The sequence below is a fragment of the Ruminococcus sp. J1101004sp1_RTP21198st1_B9_RTP21198_201120 genome, from assembly GCF_040924245.1.
Lineage (GTDB): Bacteria > Bacillota > Clostridia > Lachnospirales > Lachnospiraceae > Blautia_A > Blautia_A faecis.
Map to the genome: position 1 here is coordinate 15721 of NZ_JBCOMI010000003.1, position 15275 is coordinate 30995.

Here is a 15275-nt window from a genome sequence, read left to right on the forward strand (position 1 = left end):
GGGAAGCCTTTTTACAGCTCCCCTTTTGGATTTAATGTAATTCGATAACTGTTCAGGTTTCTTCCCAGCTACCTGCTCCGCGATGCACAGAAATCATGCTTCGCAGGATTTCGCATTACTGCTTATTCAACAGCGTCTGCGTCCTCTGTGATTCCATCAATACGAAGTGTAAAGTATGGAGCGCTTCTGAATGTGGACTCTGCAAAATGTCCATCCACGATTGCCTCAACAGTCTCGCCCTGATATACAACAGTTGCTGGATCAGTTGTGTAATCCATGAAGGAAAGGTCAACCGGTGCAGAGGTAACTTCCTCACCGCCTACAGTAAATGTAGAGGTATCAAATACCTGAAGAGAACCGTCTTTCAGTTTGCCCTCGATGTCAGCAACATAGTCTGCAGTTCCTTCTGCACAGGACTCACCAAGTTCTGTGATTCCTACTGCATCGTCATTATATCCTGCGGACCAGTCCTGCTCAAGGTCACCACCGCCCATTACGGTTGCAATTGCATGTTTGTAGTATACTGCCCAGTTATTGGTAGCAGAGGTAAGTGCTGCTGTAGGAGCAGTCTCAAGCATATCAATATTGTAGCCTACAGAGTAGCAGATCTTGCCATCATCGTGAAGCTTCTGTGTAGCTGCAGGAGCACCTGTAGAGTCTGCATGCTGTCCGATGATCACACAGCCGTTAGCAATAAGTGCCTCAGCTGCTGCACCCTCTTTGTCAATATCGAACCAGGAGTTTGTGTACTTAACTTCCATTACAGCGTTCGGAACAACGCTCTTAATACCAAGGTAGAATGCAGTATAACCAGAAACAACCTCAGCGTAGCTGAATGCTCCAACATAGCCAACCTTTACATTACCGTCTGCATCAAAGCTGTCTGGCTGTGTCTCGGTGGTAAGAGTGCCATCTTCAAGAATCTCTTTCAGCTTCAGACCAGCTACAACACCGGATACATAGCGGGATTCATAGATGTTAGTGAATGCATTCTTGAAATTCTCGCATCCACTGATTGCTGCAAAATCGCCTGTCATGGAAACGAATGTTACATCCGGGTATTCCTGAGCAGCCTGTACCAGATAGGTCTGATGTCCATAGCTGTTACCGATTACCAGAGAGCATCCCTGTCCAACAAGGTCGATTGCTGCATCATAGCAACTGGAGTCTTCCGGAACTTTGTATTTCCAGATGATCTGGCTCTCGTCAAGACCAAGCTCTGCAGCAGCTTCCTTGACACCGGCGATATGAGCTGCAGAATATCCTTCTGTCTCATCACCTACAAGAATAACTCCCATCTTGAAGTTCGGATCAGCTTCAACGCTGTCCTCGTCAGCGGCATAAACAACAGAAGCGAAGGCGGTCATTGTAAGCACCATCACTGCTGCAAGAAGAAGGCTGACTACTTTTTTACACATTTTTTTCATTTTACTTCCTCCTTGATATTTTATTTGCCTGAGACTTTTCCTCTCTATGTAAGAAAAATCTTAAACGTTACAATTATTTTATTTTTTTTCTAATTAAATGTCAACCATTTATATATAATTCAAAAAATATTTTTGAACAAATGATAATTTTTTTGTAAAAATATTTTTACGCGTTCTTCATAATCTTACTTTATCATTTTTCTTATTAGCCACGCGGAAAGCTCTTGGCGTTACCCCATATCTTTCCTTGAATACACGGTGAAAATAACTGTTGTTTTCATAGCCCACTGCTGCAATGATATCGCTGATGGGAAGGTCTGTATCACACATCAGTTCCACAGCTTTACTAAGACGTTTCCGCTGAAGCAGCTCCTTAAAATTAAAGCCTGTTGTTTTTTTTATCATTTTGCTTAATACATGCATGGGAAGGTGAAGCATATCGCATAGCTCAGTCAAGGTGGCCGTGCGGTATTTCTGCTCAATATAATCCAGAGTAGTCATGGATATCATGTTCTCGTACTGATTTGGAAGGCGCATTTCCACATACTGTACAGAGTCCATAAGGTAAAGAAAAATAAGTCCCATGGTAGTCTGATTGATTTTGTTCTGGTTGCCTCTTCCTGTTACAAGGGAATAAATAATATTTTCCAGAAGATTCTGGATCTGCAGCACCTCAGATACCTTAAAATGAAGATATTCTCCCTGCTGGTTATCCCGGCGCAGTACATTCACCAGAAAATCTGCCAGAACATTATTATTTCCTGCCATTGAATATGCCACATCAAAAAACTCCGGCAATACCATAAAATTTATGGCAATGTCATTCCTGCCAGCTGCAAGAATCTCATGATGGGTAAACTGATTCAGAAAAAGCAGTTCCCCTTTTCGCACAATAACCTGTTTGCCATCTATAACATTAGTAAGAGTTCCCTCGCATACGTAGAGTACTTCCACATAATTATGGCGGTGAAGGGGGAAATGAACAAACCTGGTATGGGTGCGGATTGCGATCAGCTTCCCTTCCTCCAGCATCTTATTGCTGTCAATTGTAAAATCGCTTCCAGACGTGTAAAGATCCCTGTCCACTTCTGCTTCTCCGTTCAGGATCCTACTCTCTTCTTCTGTAATTTCACGAAGCTGCTCCAAGAGTTCTCTCTGCACTACACATACCTCCTGCTGCATGATTTCTGTTTTCTCCAGAGCGTGTTTGAAAAAGGCTTTCTGCAAGATGTGCGTCACAATTTGTGGGAGATTTTGTCCGGATGAGGGCGCCGTAGCGGGCTACAGCAACCGAATTCGGGCAAAATATACCGCAAAGTGGGGCGTGCAGATTGCGGGAATGATTTTTCAAACACACTCTAATTATATACACAAAAAGAAGTTAGTGTCAAAAGCTCTTTTCACACTAACTTCTTCCTCTATTTTTAATCTCTATTTTTTCTTTTTCAGGACCCTTGTTGCCAGCGGCTGCATAATCTCATCCGCTGCACCGTAGATCACTTCATATTCTGCCGGAACCGGAACTGCCTTTGTTTCTCTTGCATAGTTCTGGATAAACAGATATTCATTTTCCTGATTTTCACGTAAGGTGACAGAAACCTCTGCCGGTACGAATCCCAGCGGTGCCTGAATGCCAGCTTCCTTTGCTGCCTTTCCGTAGAAATCACTGTAGAAAGCCTGTTCCATATCTGCGCCAACGTAATATACGTGACCTTTTCCATATGATTTATGTGTCACTACAGGAGTTCCTGCATAGAAGTCATCGCCATAGCGCATAAGCACTTCTGCGTCAGAAACCTTTACCAGCTCACACAGGTTCTTGCAAGCATAGATGCCGCTGATTTCCAGATGATTGCCTGGTTCCGAAATTCCATGGTTCTCTTCCCAGTCATAAAGAGCATCAATCTCCGTAGTACGAAGACCGGCTGCCTCCATAAGCCCGTATGGTGTACCTCCAAGGAAGCACTTGTCTGTGCCATCCACAAGACCGGTCCAGTAAGTGATCACCAGGGTTCCGCCATTTTCTGCATATGCTCTTAATCTTTCTTCGTATCCATCTTTGAACATATAAGCCATTGGCGCTGCCACAATCTTATAGCCGGAAAGCTCATGCTCCATGGAGATCACATCCACATTCAGTCCCTGTTCACGCAGGGCGCGGTACTGCTTCTGCACCGCTTCGGTGTAGAACATGTTCTCATTCCGCGGTCCCTGTGCATCCTGGATTGCCCAGTTATTTTCTCTGTCATAAAGGACTGCTGCCGGAGACTTCATCTGGCTGCCGCAGACTTCCTTCAGTGCTTCCAGTGCCTCTCCAACCTCTGTCACTTCTTTAAACACACGGGTATCCTCTCCGCCATAGTGGTCGATCACTGCACCGTGGAATTTCTCAGAAGCCCCCTGGCTCTGATGCAGCTGAAAGTATAAAACGCTGTCGGAGCCGTGAGCCACTGCCTGAAGAGAGGAAACCAGCATCATTCCCGGCTTTTTCAGCTTATTGATGGGCTTCCAGTTTGTGGCAGACGGGCAGGACTCCATGAGAAGAAATGGCTGATTCTTAATGCTCCTCATCAGATCATGCTGCATACCTGCGTCAATGGCAGTGAAAAATTCCTCTTTCTTATGCCAGCTTGGATAGTTATCCCAGGATACCACATCCAGAACATTGCGAAATTTCTTGTAATCAAGACCGTTGTAATCATACATCAGATTGGCTGTTACCGGCAGTTCAGAACCACCTTCACGGATTGCAGCAACCTCTCCTTTGATAAAATCAATGGTGCGGTCTGTAACGAACCGGTTCCAGTCAAGCTTCAATGCATGAAGCTCGTTCTCCCCCTTTGGGGATGGAGCTTCAATCTGATCGAAGCTATTGTAAATATGGCTCCAGAATGTGGTGCACCAGCTGGAATTCAGCTTCTCAATGGTTCCATATTTTTCTTTCAGCCATTCCCGGAATTTCTGCTGACAAAGAGGGCAATAGCATTCTCCGCCAAACTCATTGGAAATGTGCCACAGAATCACACCAGGATGACTGCCCAGTCTCTGGGAAAGCAGCTTGTCCATATCGTGAACTTTCTGACGATATACCGGAGATGTATAGCAATGATTATGTCTTCCTCCGAAAAATCTTCTGGTGCGGTCCGGATCCATGCGAAGGACCTCCGGATACTTGTCGGCCATCCACTTTGGCCTTGCGCCTGACGGTGTTGCCAGGATCGTGGAAATTCCCTCTTTATATAAATTGTCAATAATCTCTTCCAGCCAGCCCAGATTGTACTTTCCTTCTTCCGGTTCCAGTACTGCCCAGGAAAAGATTCCTACAGATACTGTATTAATGTGTGCTTTTTTGAAATATTCAATGTCTTTTTTCAAAATGTCCGGGCGGTCAAGCCACTGCTCCGGGTTGTAGTCACCACCATGCAGCATACGGCCATATTCTATTTTTTTTGCCATCTCAATCTCCTTTTTGTTGCCATGATAAGAGTATTTTTGTTACTGGCCACGGAGTGAGCAGTAACGTATTTTTTCTCAGATTCCCTTAAATACAAATGAAAACTCCATAGGCTTACTTGTATCCAGCAGATATTCTTCCTGGGTTCTTGCTCCCCAGCTGTCGTCTCCGGCAATTCCCATCTGGCCTTTTGCCACGCGCACTACTGTATAATGAATCTGGGGCAGCTCATATGGATGCATTGCATTTTCCATCTCGTGAGGTGTGTATGGCAGGGCAGAGAACATCATCGGGCCGTTTTCTTTATCCATCTCAAAAAGCATTCCTCTGCCTTTCCGGTCTGTGATTTTCGCCCATCTGACCTCTTCCTTGGCACCGCATTCCTGTGGAACCATATATCTTGCCACATTATCTTTTACCATATTATCGTAGATTCCAAGCTTTGCACCTTTCTTACGGTCTGCATAGGTCTCAGCTTCTCCAAGTCCATACCAGGATACATGGTCATAATCTGCATTAAACTTGAAAATCACACCAAATTCCGGCATATCGCCAAGCTCCTTCACCGGATCATAGGAAAGTGTGGTACGAACTCTTCCATCTCCGAAAACTTCATAAGCAAGTGTACACTCAGCTGCCGGAATAGTGGGAAGAAAATAGGTATAGGATACCTTTACGGAATGCTCTTTTTCCTCTACCTTTGGTGCATTTCCAGGTCCATATGCCGCTCCGCGGTAATCCTTATGGTTTACATACATGCTGGCAAGCTTCCACTGTCCGTAGCGCATTGCCATCAGATTTCCACAGTCATTGTCTGTTGGTGCACGCCAGAAATTAGGCTTCGGAATTGCCTCGATCATTTCTTTTCCTGCGTATTTATAGGAAGCAAGACCACCGTTCAATACGGAGAAAAGCACCTCAAATTCCGCTCCGCGCACGCCAATATTATGGGTACTGTGAATTACCTCCAGATGCTCTGTGCAAGGCTTCACAGCTGCTTCCACCTGGTAAACATACTGTCCAAAGGCAACCTCATGACCTGCTTTCGCCCATGGCATATCCTCTTTTAAATGGAAAGAAACAGTTACCGTGTACTCACCTGCTTTCTCCTCCTTCTTAAATGGAAGAGCATATTCCATCTGGCTCAAAGGAGCCACTGCTGTATCCAGTACTTCTGTACGAATTACGTTTCCATCCTTCTGAAGAGTTACTCTGCATTCAAATGTGTCCGTATTTACAAACAGATTTTTGTTGATCACATTCACGGAATCAGCACTTACCTGTGCGGTAATATTCTGATAATTAAATTTCACTTCCTGCATCTTCGGAGACGCATCACGATTTCCACCATATGCAATTCCATTTCCACTGAAATTATAATCAGTAGGACGCTCGCCAAAATCTCCGCCATATGCCTGGAACTCTTTTCCATAACGGTCTTTTTTGTAAATAGACTGATCGATATAATCCCAGATAAAGCCACCCTGATATTTCGGCTCTGTATCTGTCAGATCTGTATATTTATGCATGGCACCGCAGGAATTTCCCATGGCATGGGTATACTCACAACAGATAAAGGGCTTAGAAGCATCTTTTGCAAGAAACTCTTTAATTGCTTCCACAGATGGATACATCTGGCTTTCCATATCGCTGGTAGCGTTATATCTGCGGTCATGGCAGACACCTTCATAATGTACCAGACGGGTAGGATCTGCATTTCTAAAGAGCTGGGACATTTCAAAAATATCCTTACCACCGAAGGACTCATTTCCACAGGACCAGATCAGGATTGCCGGATGGTTCTTATCTCTCTGATACATGGAATTGGCGCGGTCTAACATCATAGACTGCCATTCCGGCTTATCATGGGGAACCACATAAGTATAGTCCTTCGTAAATTCCGCTGTATCCCAGGAGCCGTGACTTTCCAGGTTGGTCTCATCGATCATGTAAATTCCAAACTCATCACAAAGCTGGTAGATCAGAGAAGCATCCGGATAATGACAGGTGCGGATGGCATTGATGTTATTCTGCTTCATGATGGTCAGATCCTTGCGTAGCTCTGCTTCGGATACACATCTTCCTGTTATGGAACTGAATTCATGACGGTTCACACCTTTAAATACAATTCGTTTTCCATTTAAAGTCATAATTCCGTCTTTCATTTCAAATCGGCGGAAACCGACTTTCTGAGGGATCACTTCCTGAAGAATACCATTCTCATCGAAAACCTCCATGACCAAATCGTAGAGCTGGGGATCTTCTGCACTCCAGAGAATCGGATTCTCCACCGTCCAGCTAAAAGTATCAGCAACACCTTTCTGAACGGTTCTGCCAGTAGCTTCAGCGGCTACATCTTTTCCGTTCCGGTCACTTCCTGTATTTGCTGCAATTTCGCCTAAGCTCTTATTTTCCTCCAATATGGTCTGTCCTTTTTTGGACAGAACAATATGCACATTTCCCTTTCCCCAGGTGCTGGTCTTGACTTCAAACCGGGCTTTGTTAAGGCTCTCATCCGGGATTGCGCGGATCTGGAGATCATACACATGCACATCCGGTACTGTATAAAGATAAACCTCCCGGTAAATTCCGGAGAAACGATAGAAATCCTGATCCTCGCACCAGCTGCTGGCTGTCCACTTGAACACCTGAGCTGCCAGCTTATTTTCCCCTTCTTTCACATAATCGGTGAGTTCAAATTCTGACGGGGTAAAAGAATCTTCACTATATCCTACAAACTGGCCATTCAGCCAGAGAGCGATTCCACTTTCTGCACCCTGGAAGGAAATAAAAAGACGTTTTCCTTTCATCTGTTCCGGCACTGTGAAATATTTCACATAGCTTGCCACAGGATTGAAATGCTCCGGAATCTCCCCTGGGTGAATATCCTCGTGTCCTTCCCATGGATACTGCACATTGGCATACTGAGGTGCATCGTAGCCCTCCATCTGGATATGGGCCGGCACACGGATGTCATCCCAGTCTTTGCAGGAATAATCTTCTCTCTCGAAGCCTTTTATGGTATTTCCGTAATTGCGGGCATAATGGAATTTCCAGATTCCATTTAAGCTGTGGCGGTAAGAAGTCTCACCTGCGGAAGCCTCTTCCACGTTTGCATAAGTGATATGATCGGAGTGAGCCTCCATTCTTCCGTCTTTAAAATATTCGGGATTCTTAACTAATGAATAATCAAATTCCTTCATATGTAGTCCTTTCTCGATACTGTTCACTGGTAACAACAGTAACCCTCTCTCTATAAACGTTGCGGGCAATATTTTCCAGATGCCCTGCACTAGAGCGTGTTTGAAAAATCATTCCCGCAATCTGCACGCCCCACTTTGCGGGAGATTTCACCCGAATTCGGTTGCCGTAGCCCGCTACGGTGCCCTCATTCGAGCGAAATCTCCCACAAATTGTGACGCACATCTTGCAGAAAGCCTTTTTCAAACACGTTCTAGTTTTATTATAGTAATATAAACTTTCTATTTCCATGGATTTTTTACAGAACAATATATAAAAATCGTCCATAGATTGCGTATCCATGTTCAGAAAAAAGGGCGCCGCAAATAAATCGCAGCACCCTTAGATTTTCAAACTTATTTCACCGCACCGGTGATACCTTCTGCAAACTGCTTCTGCAGAACGAAGAATACAACCATGGTCGGAATGGAACAGAATAATACGCCGCACATCAGCATACCGTAATCGGTTACATAGCCTGTGATCAGGTTGGCGATCAGCATTGGCATTGTGATGGCTTTGTTATCTGTCATGATTACCTTCGGCCACAGGTATGCATTCCAGGCATTCATAAAGGTAATAACAGCGGCTGCCGCGTAGGTGGATTTCATGGTTGGAATAAACATCTGGAAAAAGATTCTCACTTCGCTTAAGCCGTCAATTCGTGCTGCTTCGATAATATCTACTGGAAAAGCTCTTGCATTCTGTCGGAACATCATGATCATAAACGGTGTGGAAATGATCGGAAGGATAAATCCGATGGATGTATTCAGAAGCTTCGCTTTTGAGAACATCTTAAACAACGGAACCATAGTAGCAACCTGAGGAACCATCATGGCAAGAAGGAGAATAGAAAACAATCTGTCTTTTCCTTTGTCATGATATACTTCGAATCCGTATCCGGCGATGGAACAGATCAGAAGGCAGATCACTGTAGTCAGGATTGCATAGAAGAAAGAGTTTCCAAGTGCTCTCCAAAGTGGCTGCTGGGATGTCAGGTTCTTAAAGTTCTCCATGAAATAGCTTCCCGGAATAATACGTCCGCGTGATACATCCGTGGAGGTATTTGTAGCTGCTGAAATCATCCAGTACAGCGGGAAAACGGAGAAAAATGATACAATGATCAGAAAAATGTATGTAGGAATCAATCTTCTCTGGATTGCAGATTTGTTTTTCTTAGTCACGAGTATCACCTACTTTCAAGTTGATAAATGCCAGAACTGCTACCATAATAAAGATAATAAAGGACATTGCTGCTGCATATCCGAAGTTCGGCACGTTGACAAAACAGGTATTGTAAACATAATGTGACATTGTGATGGTTGAGTTTGCAGGACCACCCTTTGTCAGGTTCATGGACTCATCAAACAGCTGTAAGGTACCGTTGATGGACATGATGAAGGTCATGATAATAGTCGGCTTCAGAAGCGGTACTGTGATCTTCCAGAAGGTTTTCCATCCGTTTGCACCATCGATCTTCGCTGCCTCATAAACAGAATATTCGATGTTCTGAAGTCCTGCCAGATAGAATACCATATTGTATCCGGTCCATCTCCAGATCAGGGCGATGATAATAACAATCTTCGCACTGGTGGAGTTTCCAAGGAAATTATATCCTGTGGAGAGAATTCCCAGTTTCATCAGAACACTGTTGACCAGACCGTCTGTTGCAAACATGGAACGGAAGATCAAGGAATAGGAAACCAGGGAAGTTGCACATGGAAGAAATACACATGTACGGAAAAAGCCTTTGAACTTCAGGTCTTTGTTGTTCAGAAGCTGTGCAAGCAGAATCGCAAGAATCAGCATGATCGGAACCTGAATGATCAGATACAGGAATGTGTTGCCAATGGACTGCTGGAACACTTTATCTGCAAGGATACGTTTGTAGTTACTGAAGATTGGATCTGCAAAACGCATATTTGCGCCGGCACCTGTCTGCAGGGAAATGATAAATGCCCGAATCATTGGATAAAAGCTCATGATGGCGATCATGATAGAAGCTGGTGCCAGGAATATCCATCCGGCAGCTTTCTGCTTCGTAGCCAGTGTCATACCTTTTTTCTTGGAATTCACAGGAACTCCTCCTTTCAAGCCTATATATACTGCAACTTTTCCATCTAACAGCTGTACCAGTGAGCAAAATATTTTTATGTAACTTCCTTTTGCTCAGCCGTACAACTGTTAGATAGGCGCCTGTATGGAGTAACAGGCATTTTCTTTGAACAGAAAACGGAGGACTACTTAGCAGTCCCCCGCCTCCTAATAATTAATTCCTATTTAATTTCAATTACTTGTCCCGGAAAGGATTACTCAGTCATCTTGAATGCCAGTGTATCCTGTGCTTCCTGAAGAGCGTCTTCCTTAGCTGTTCCGTTTACGATATTAACAACAGCTGTGTTTACGCACTCTCTTGCCTCATAGTGATATGGAGTCTTTGTGAACTCCGGAATATGAGAAGAGTACTCTACGATTGTTGAGAAAATCGGCTGTCCGCCAAAGAACTCGTTTGGCTCGTTGTAAACATCAGACTCACCAGCTGGCAGATAGCAGGAAATAGCACCTGTCTCAGAAAGGATTGCATCATAGAAGTCTGTGCTGGAGCCAAATGTGCTTGCAAGGAAGTCCTCAGCAAGCTCTACATTCTTGCAGTTAGAGGTAATATACCAGGAAGATCCACCGTTGTTTGCATAGTTTGTAGCTGTGTCAACACCGTCAACCTTAGGCATTGTGGTGATTCCCCATAAGCCTTTCTGATCTTCTGTGGACATCAGAGTAGCTGTGATCCAGTTACCATTTACAATACCAGCAGCCTCACCGCTTGTGATGGTTGCAATGTACTCATCCCAGTTGTTTACAAGTTTCACAACGTCGTTCTGAACCAGCTCTGTGTAAAGGTCGATACATTTCTCAGCTGTCTCATTGCCAACGATATAAGCTTCGCCGTCTTCGTTAACGAAGTTCGCACCACAGGACTGGATCATCATCATAAGGGTATCGCCGCCTGTTGCTTCGCTTGTAAGAAGGTATTTGCCGGTCTTCTCGTGAATATCTTTACCAATCTCTTCGAATTTGGACCATGTGATATCTGTAAGGTCATCCAGTGTATATCCTGCTTCTTCAAGGATATCGGTACGGTAGCAGGCGATAACAGCACCGTTATCAAACGGAACACCGTAATGTGTATCATCTACCATAGAATAGGACTGTTTCAGAGCTCCGAAATCATCCCAGTTAACATTCATATCTTTCAAGTCTGTGAAAGCATCCGGATAAGCTTTCAGGAATTTCTGATAGCTGTTATCCTGCATGAGAACGATATCCGGAAGTGTGCTGTAGTCACCAGCGTTAGCTGCTGTAGTAAGCTTGGTCTGGCAGTCATCAGAAGATGTCTCGATGATATCTACTGAAAAGCCTTCATGATCAGCTGCATACTGATCAGCTGCGATCTGCATGGACTTGATATTGAAGTTCTGGTCCCATGCCCATACGGTTAATGTGTTGTCGTTGTCCTCTGCAGATACAACTGTTGCTCCTGCTGCCATGGAAGCTACCATTGCACCTGTAAGTAATACGGTAAGTACTTTTTTCTTCATAGAAATATCCTCCCTTAAAATTGTTTCTCTGTATTTCTTATGAATGTATTATACCATCCGCATATAGGGTGATGTATGCAATACCGCCCATATAATGTGCATTTTCGACCATTATGCTTGTTTTTTTCTTTTTCATGTTTCGTTCATTTTTTCAATTTTTTCGTCATGCTTACGAAGTATATGGTTTTTTTTCACTAAAGCACACATATTTCATTTGTTTTTCTGTACTTTTTCACAAACTTTATATGTATATTTTGTGAACTATTCACATTCTTTTCTTTTGTTTCTATGCAAAAAAGACTTTCTGTGGATACCTGGTTTTCAGGGTATGGAGCATCTCTTCTGTAAGATCCAGAAGTAATTTGATCTTACGTCCGTCTTCCTTAATGATCATTGTGTAATAGGGAGTATCTTCTTCATAGGAAGTATAATCATACTTCTTTAAGTGCTCTGTTCCACCGTTCTTTTTGTACTTTGCCACTGAGCTATGCCAGTGAGGGGCTACCACCTCCAGCTGCCGGAGATCCAGCTCATGGGCTGTCTTACGGTACTTGTTTCCATAAATCACATCTATGGTAAGCTGTTCATTTTCCATTATGTATTCATAATCCCGCTGGCAAAAGGTCCCGTAAATAAAATAAAGACCTGCCAGGCAAAAACCAGCCAGCATAAAGGCCTGAGATATGGTAATTCCCATAACAACAAACACTACGGCAAAAAATACCATGGTCTTTTTTAATACTCCGGAAAGCCTCTTTTTCTTTCTGGTCACCTGTTCTACTATTTTGTAATCGTACATTCTACCATCCCTCCTCTGAATGAATATCAAATTTCAAGAGCTGCTGCTCGTAATTTTCCGGGCGTTTCCGCCACTCTGCCGGCGACATTCCCATCAGCTGGCGGAAGTTCCGGTTAAATGTGGAATTTGTTGTAAAGCCACATTTGTAGGCAATATCTGCGATAGACTCATCCGTCTTTTTCAGAATCTCACAGGCTGTCTGAATTCTTACCTTGTTAATATATTCCAGAGGACTCATATGCATATAGGAGGTAAACACCCTGCGAAAATGAGTCTCACTGATATGACAGGCTTTTGCCAGATCACCAATTCGGATATCCTCCATATAACATTGGGAAATATAGTCAATAGACCTGGAAATCATATTGGTGATTTTTCCTTTTTCCTCAATATTTTCTTCCTCAGAGGAACGGTTCATTCTTGCCACTTCCGCAAGTAATGCCAATAATACTCCTTTGGCCTCTTCCAGATAAAACTCATCACTGGCGCGCATAATTTCCAGTATCTTGATTATTTTGTTTGAAAGGCTTTTATATTCTGATTCTTTCAGGCAAAGTGCTTTTGAATAAATACGCTGGATCATTTTTTCTGCCCTGAGGGGCGTTCCTGCAGCCACCTGCAAAAAACCTTCCGCATCAATAAACAAATATTCCCATTTGCTGATATTTCCCACATCGCTGGTGGTCGTATGGGGAAAGTTCGGTGGAATAATGGTAAATTCCCGCCCTGCAAAGCGTACAGGCTCTTCTCCTAACACCAGCTCTCCTTCGCCACTGTAGCAGAAACCGATCTCCAGATAGTTATGAAAGTGAAGGTAATCCACATCCCTTCCATAATTCTGCACCCACTTTTCACCAAGAAGTGCCAGAATGGGGATTCCATCCTGCATCTGGTAATAGCGGAATTCCATTTTCATTTTTCGTTTTTTCGCCATGTAGTCTCCTATAACAAAATTAAAAATATAGTTTTTTTTATCATACCACACTTTCCTTGTAAAAAGGAAATTTTTCTGTTATTCTCTTTTTAGATAAACGCAAAAAGGAGGATACTTATGTCACAAACCCAGATTTTATTATATAATTTTAAAGATGAGGATCGTCTTCACCAGATCCGTAGATATTTGAACCGACACAGAATCTCTGTCCGCATGGTACAGCAACCAGAGTACCTGGAAAGTCTCGGATTTCTCTTCGAGATTCCTGGGTTTTCTAAGAATCCGGTATTTAATCTTGGAAAAAATTTTCAGGAAGAAATGATGGTGCTGAAGGATTTTTCCAGTGAGCAGCTGGATGAATTTCTGGCTTTCTTTAAGGAAAATGGCCTGCTGCCAGTGAACTTAAAAGCTATGCTTACACCGGTTACGGTTCACTGGGATTCTTTGAAGCTGCATGATGAGCTTATGAAAGAACATACGGAGATGTATTCACACAAATAAGCCAAATCAAGATCTGCTTCCTTGTCTGGATGAAGGCGCCGCAGCGGGCTACGGCAACCGAATTCGGGCAAAATGTACCGCAAAGTGTGCGTGCAGATTGCGGGAATAATTTTTCAGACACACTTTAGAGCGTATCTGAAAATCCAGGACGCGAAAAGGCCCTGCACTCGGCAGGGCCTTTTCTTTATTAACATCTAATCTTAAACGGTCTGATTAGTACAGTTTAGCCATCTCTTCGATGTTGTCTGGGTTGAACTCAAGCGGAGCGCCAAGAACTACTTCTGTACCACCGTCATCAGCTGCTGTGATTGTGTAGTCACCAAGGTCACCAGCTGTGAAGGTTTCATCAGCAGCACCTGTGATCTCGTCGTTGATCAGAGCGATTGTTGTCAGAGCGGAAAGTTTTCCAAGGCCCTGCATATCCCACAGATAGAAGTATGGGCAGGAATGCTCATCATCAGCACCTGTGTACTCAAGCATCTCAGATGGAAGTCCAAGACCTGTCAGTTTGCAAGCAGATCCGTTGTCCTGAAGGTATTTAGCAGCTGCAGCGATACCAACTGTTGTAGGTGCGCAGATAACTTTCAGATCCGGATATTTCTCAAGAAGAGCTGCTGTCTGGTCTGTGGATTTCTGTGGCTCGTCATCGCCATATGCAACTTCTACAAGCTCAAGCTTGGAATATTTGTCATCCTCTTCCATAATCTTCTTCATAGCGTCGATCCATGCGTTCTGGTTTGCAGCCTGAGAAGTAGCGGAAAGAATTGCGAACTGTCCCTCTCCACCGGAGATATCAAGGCAAGCATCAAGAAGAGCCTGTCCTACAGCAACAGTACCAGCCTGGTTGATGAAGATCTGACGGCTGTCTGGGTTTGTAGCAGAGTCGAAGCAGGAGATCTTGATTCCTTCATCCATAGCTTCCTGTAATTTTGCCTGAAGTGCGTTAACATCGTTTGCAGAGATGCAGATTGCATCGTAGTCCTGAGAGATCAGGTTGTCAAGAACTTTGATCTGAGCATCTGCTGTAGCTGCCTCTGGGTAAACAGTATCAACTGTAGCTCCCTCTGCTTCAGCTGTCTCTACGAAGGATTTTGCAGCGATTTCGAAGAATGCGTTACCAGCGGATTTACCAACCAGTGCGATTTTCTTTCCATCAGCGGAACCAGCCATAGCCGGAACTGCGGATCCAAGGATCATTGCTCCACAAAGAAGTGCGCTTACGATTTTTTTGTTCATGTTTTTTTCCTCCCATGGAATAATATAGTTTTTGTATTTGTAACTGCCCCGCCTTCTGCAAGGCAGTTTACAAGCTTTATAAGGTTAT

General features: G+C 43.8%; 15 protein-coding genes and 1 pseudogene. 3 read left to right on the plus strand and 13 right to left on the minus strand.

What is annotated here, in order from left to right; translation table 11 throughout:
• Positions 1 to 122: 122 nt before the first annotated feature.
• The 3 genes from AB5618_RS02570 to AB5618_RS02580 all read right to left on the minus strand — a co-directional run bounded on the left by AB5618_RS02570 (position 123) and on the right by AB5618_RS02580 (position 2736).
• Positions 123 to 1427: a BMP family ABC transporter substrate-binding protein gene (locus AB5618_RS02570; RefSeq protein ID WP_173717079.1), complete on the minus strand. Its 1305-nt coding sequence runs from the start codon at positions 1425 to 1427 to the stop codon at positions 123 to 125.
• Between the two features lie 177 nt (positions 1428 to 1604).
• On the minus strand, positions 1605 to 2588 hold the full coding sequence (locus AB5618_RS02575) for a helix-turn-helix domain-containing protein (RefSeq protein ID WP_173717943.1): 984 nt from the start codon (positions 2586 to 2588) through the stop codon (positions 1605 to 1607).
• Positions 2557 to 2736, minus strand: a complete 180-nt coding sequence (locus AB5618_RS02580; RefSeq protein ID WP_334297241.1) for a DUF6783 domain-containing protein — start codon at positions 2734 to 2736, stop codon at positions 2557 to 2559. The genes AB5618_RS02575 and AB5618_RS02580 overlap by 32 nt, the downstream gene beginning before the upstream one ends.
• On the opposite strand from AB5618_RS02580, the gene AB5618_RS02585 reads away from it, so the two are divergent.
• Entirely contained in the window at positions 2656 to 2922 is a 267-nt protein-coding gene (locus tag AB5618_RS02585; RefSeq protein WP_334297240.1) for a DUF6783 domain-containing protein, read from the plus strand. The genes AB5618_RS02580 and AB5618_RS02585 overlap by 81 nt on opposite strands.
• Here the strand turns inward: AB5618_RS02585 and AB5618_RS02590 are convergent.
• From AB5618_RS02590 to AB5618_RS02600, 3 genes and pseudogenes are all read right to left on the minus strand, one after another.
• Positions 2859 to 4883: a beta-galactosidase gene (locus AB5618_RS02590; protein WP_173717942.1), complete on the minus strand. Its 2025-nt coding sequence runs from the start codon at positions 4881 to 4883 to the stop codon at positions 2859 to 2861. The two genes, AB5618_RS02585 and AB5618_RS02590, sit on opposite strands and share 64 nt — an antisense overlap.
• Positions 4884 to 4958: 75 nt before the next feature.
• A complete protein-coding gene (locus AB5618_RS02595) occupies positions 4959 to 8084 on the minus strand; it encodes a glycoside hydrolase family 2 TIM barrel-domain containing protein (protein WP_173717941.1) in 3126 nt (1041 codons plus the stop codon).
• Positions 8071 to 8268 (minus strand): annotated as a pseudogene (locus tag AB5618_RS02600) (DUF6783 domain-containing protein); the annotation flags it as partial. The gene AB5618_RS02595 and the pseudogene AB5618_RS02600, both read right to left, overlap by 14 nt.
• Between AB5618_RS02600 and AB5618_RS02605 the strand changes: the two are divergent.
• Complete coding sequence (locus AB5618_RS02605) at positions 8185 to 8358, plus strand: DUF6783 domain-containing protein (RefSeq protein ID WP_319017151.1); 174 nt, start codon at positions 8185 to 8187, stop codon at positions 8356 to 8358. The pseudogene AB5618_RS02600 and the gene AB5618_RS02605 sit on opposite strands and share 84 nt — an antisense overlap.
• Positions 8359 to 8477: 119 nt before the next feature.
• Here AB5618_RS02605 and AB5618_RS02610 read toward each other — a convergent pair whose 3' ends face one another.
• From AB5618_RS02610 to AB5618_RS02630, 5 genes are all read right to left on the minus strand, one after another.
• Positions 8478 to 9305 carry a carbohydrate ABC transporter permease gene (locus tag AB5618_RS02610; RefSeq protein ID WP_173717083.1) on the minus strand — a complete coding sequence of 276 codons (828 nt, stop codon included), beginning with the start codon at positions 9303 to 9305 and terminating at the stop codon, positions 8478 to 8480.
• Positions 9298 to 10197, minus strand: coding sequence for a carbohydrate ABC transporter permease (locus tag AB5618_RS02615; RefSeq protein ID WP_148461199.1), 900 nt, complete (start codon positions 10195 to 10197; stop codon positions 9298 to 9300). The genes AB5618_RS02610 and AB5618_RS02615 overlap by 8 nt, the downstream gene beginning before the upstream one ends.
• A 233-nt stretch (positions 10198 to 10430) precedes the next feature.
• The gene (locus AB5618_RS02620) at positions 10431 to 11717 is read right to left on the minus strand and encodes an ABC transporter substrate-binding protein (RefSeq protein WP_148461198.1); all 1287 of its coding nucleotides are present in this window, start codon (positions 11715 to 11717) and stop codon (positions 10431 to 10433) included.
• 286 nt (positions 11718 to 12003) lie between these two features.
• Entirely contained in the window at positions 12004 to 12516 is a 513-nt protein-coding gene (locus AB5618_RS02625) for a hypothetical protein (RefSeq protein ID WP_173717084.1), read from the minus strand.
• A 1-nt stretch (position 12517) separates the two neighbouring features.
• Positions 12518 to 13450 (minus strand): AraC family transcriptional regulator, encoded by a 933-nt coding sequence (locus tag AB5618_RS02630; RefSeq protein ID WP_173717085.1) that lies wholly within the window; start codon positions 13448 to 13450, stop codon positions 12518 to 12520.
• Positions 13451 to 13567: 117 nt separating this feature from the next.
• Here AB5618_RS02630 and AB5618_RS02635 point away from each other — a divergent pair, with 117 nt between their 5' ends.
• Complete coding sequence (locus AB5618_RS02635; protein ID WP_118577739.1) at positions 13568 to 13951, plus strand: DUF3783 domain-containing protein; 384 nt, start codon at positions 13568 to 13570, stop codon at positions 13949 to 13951.
• On the opposite strand, the gene AB5618_RS02640 is transcribed toward AB5618_RS02635, so the two are convergent.
• The gene (locus tag AB5618_RS02640; protein WP_368356779.1) at positions 13914 to 14072 is read right to left on the minus strand and encodes a DUF6783 domain-containing protein; all 159 of its coding nucleotides are present in this window, start codon (positions 14070 to 14072) and stop codon (positions 13914 to 13916) included. The two genes, AB5618_RS02635 and AB5618_RS02640, sit on opposite strands and share 38 nt — an antisense overlap.
• 92 nt (positions 14073 to 14164) lie before the next feature.
• Entirely contained in the window at positions 14165 to 15187 is a 1023-nt protein-coding gene (locus AB5618_RS02645) for a substrate-binding domain-containing protein (protein ID WP_173717939.1), read from the minus strand.
• Between the last annotated feature and the right edge of the window lie 88 nt (positions 15188 to 15275).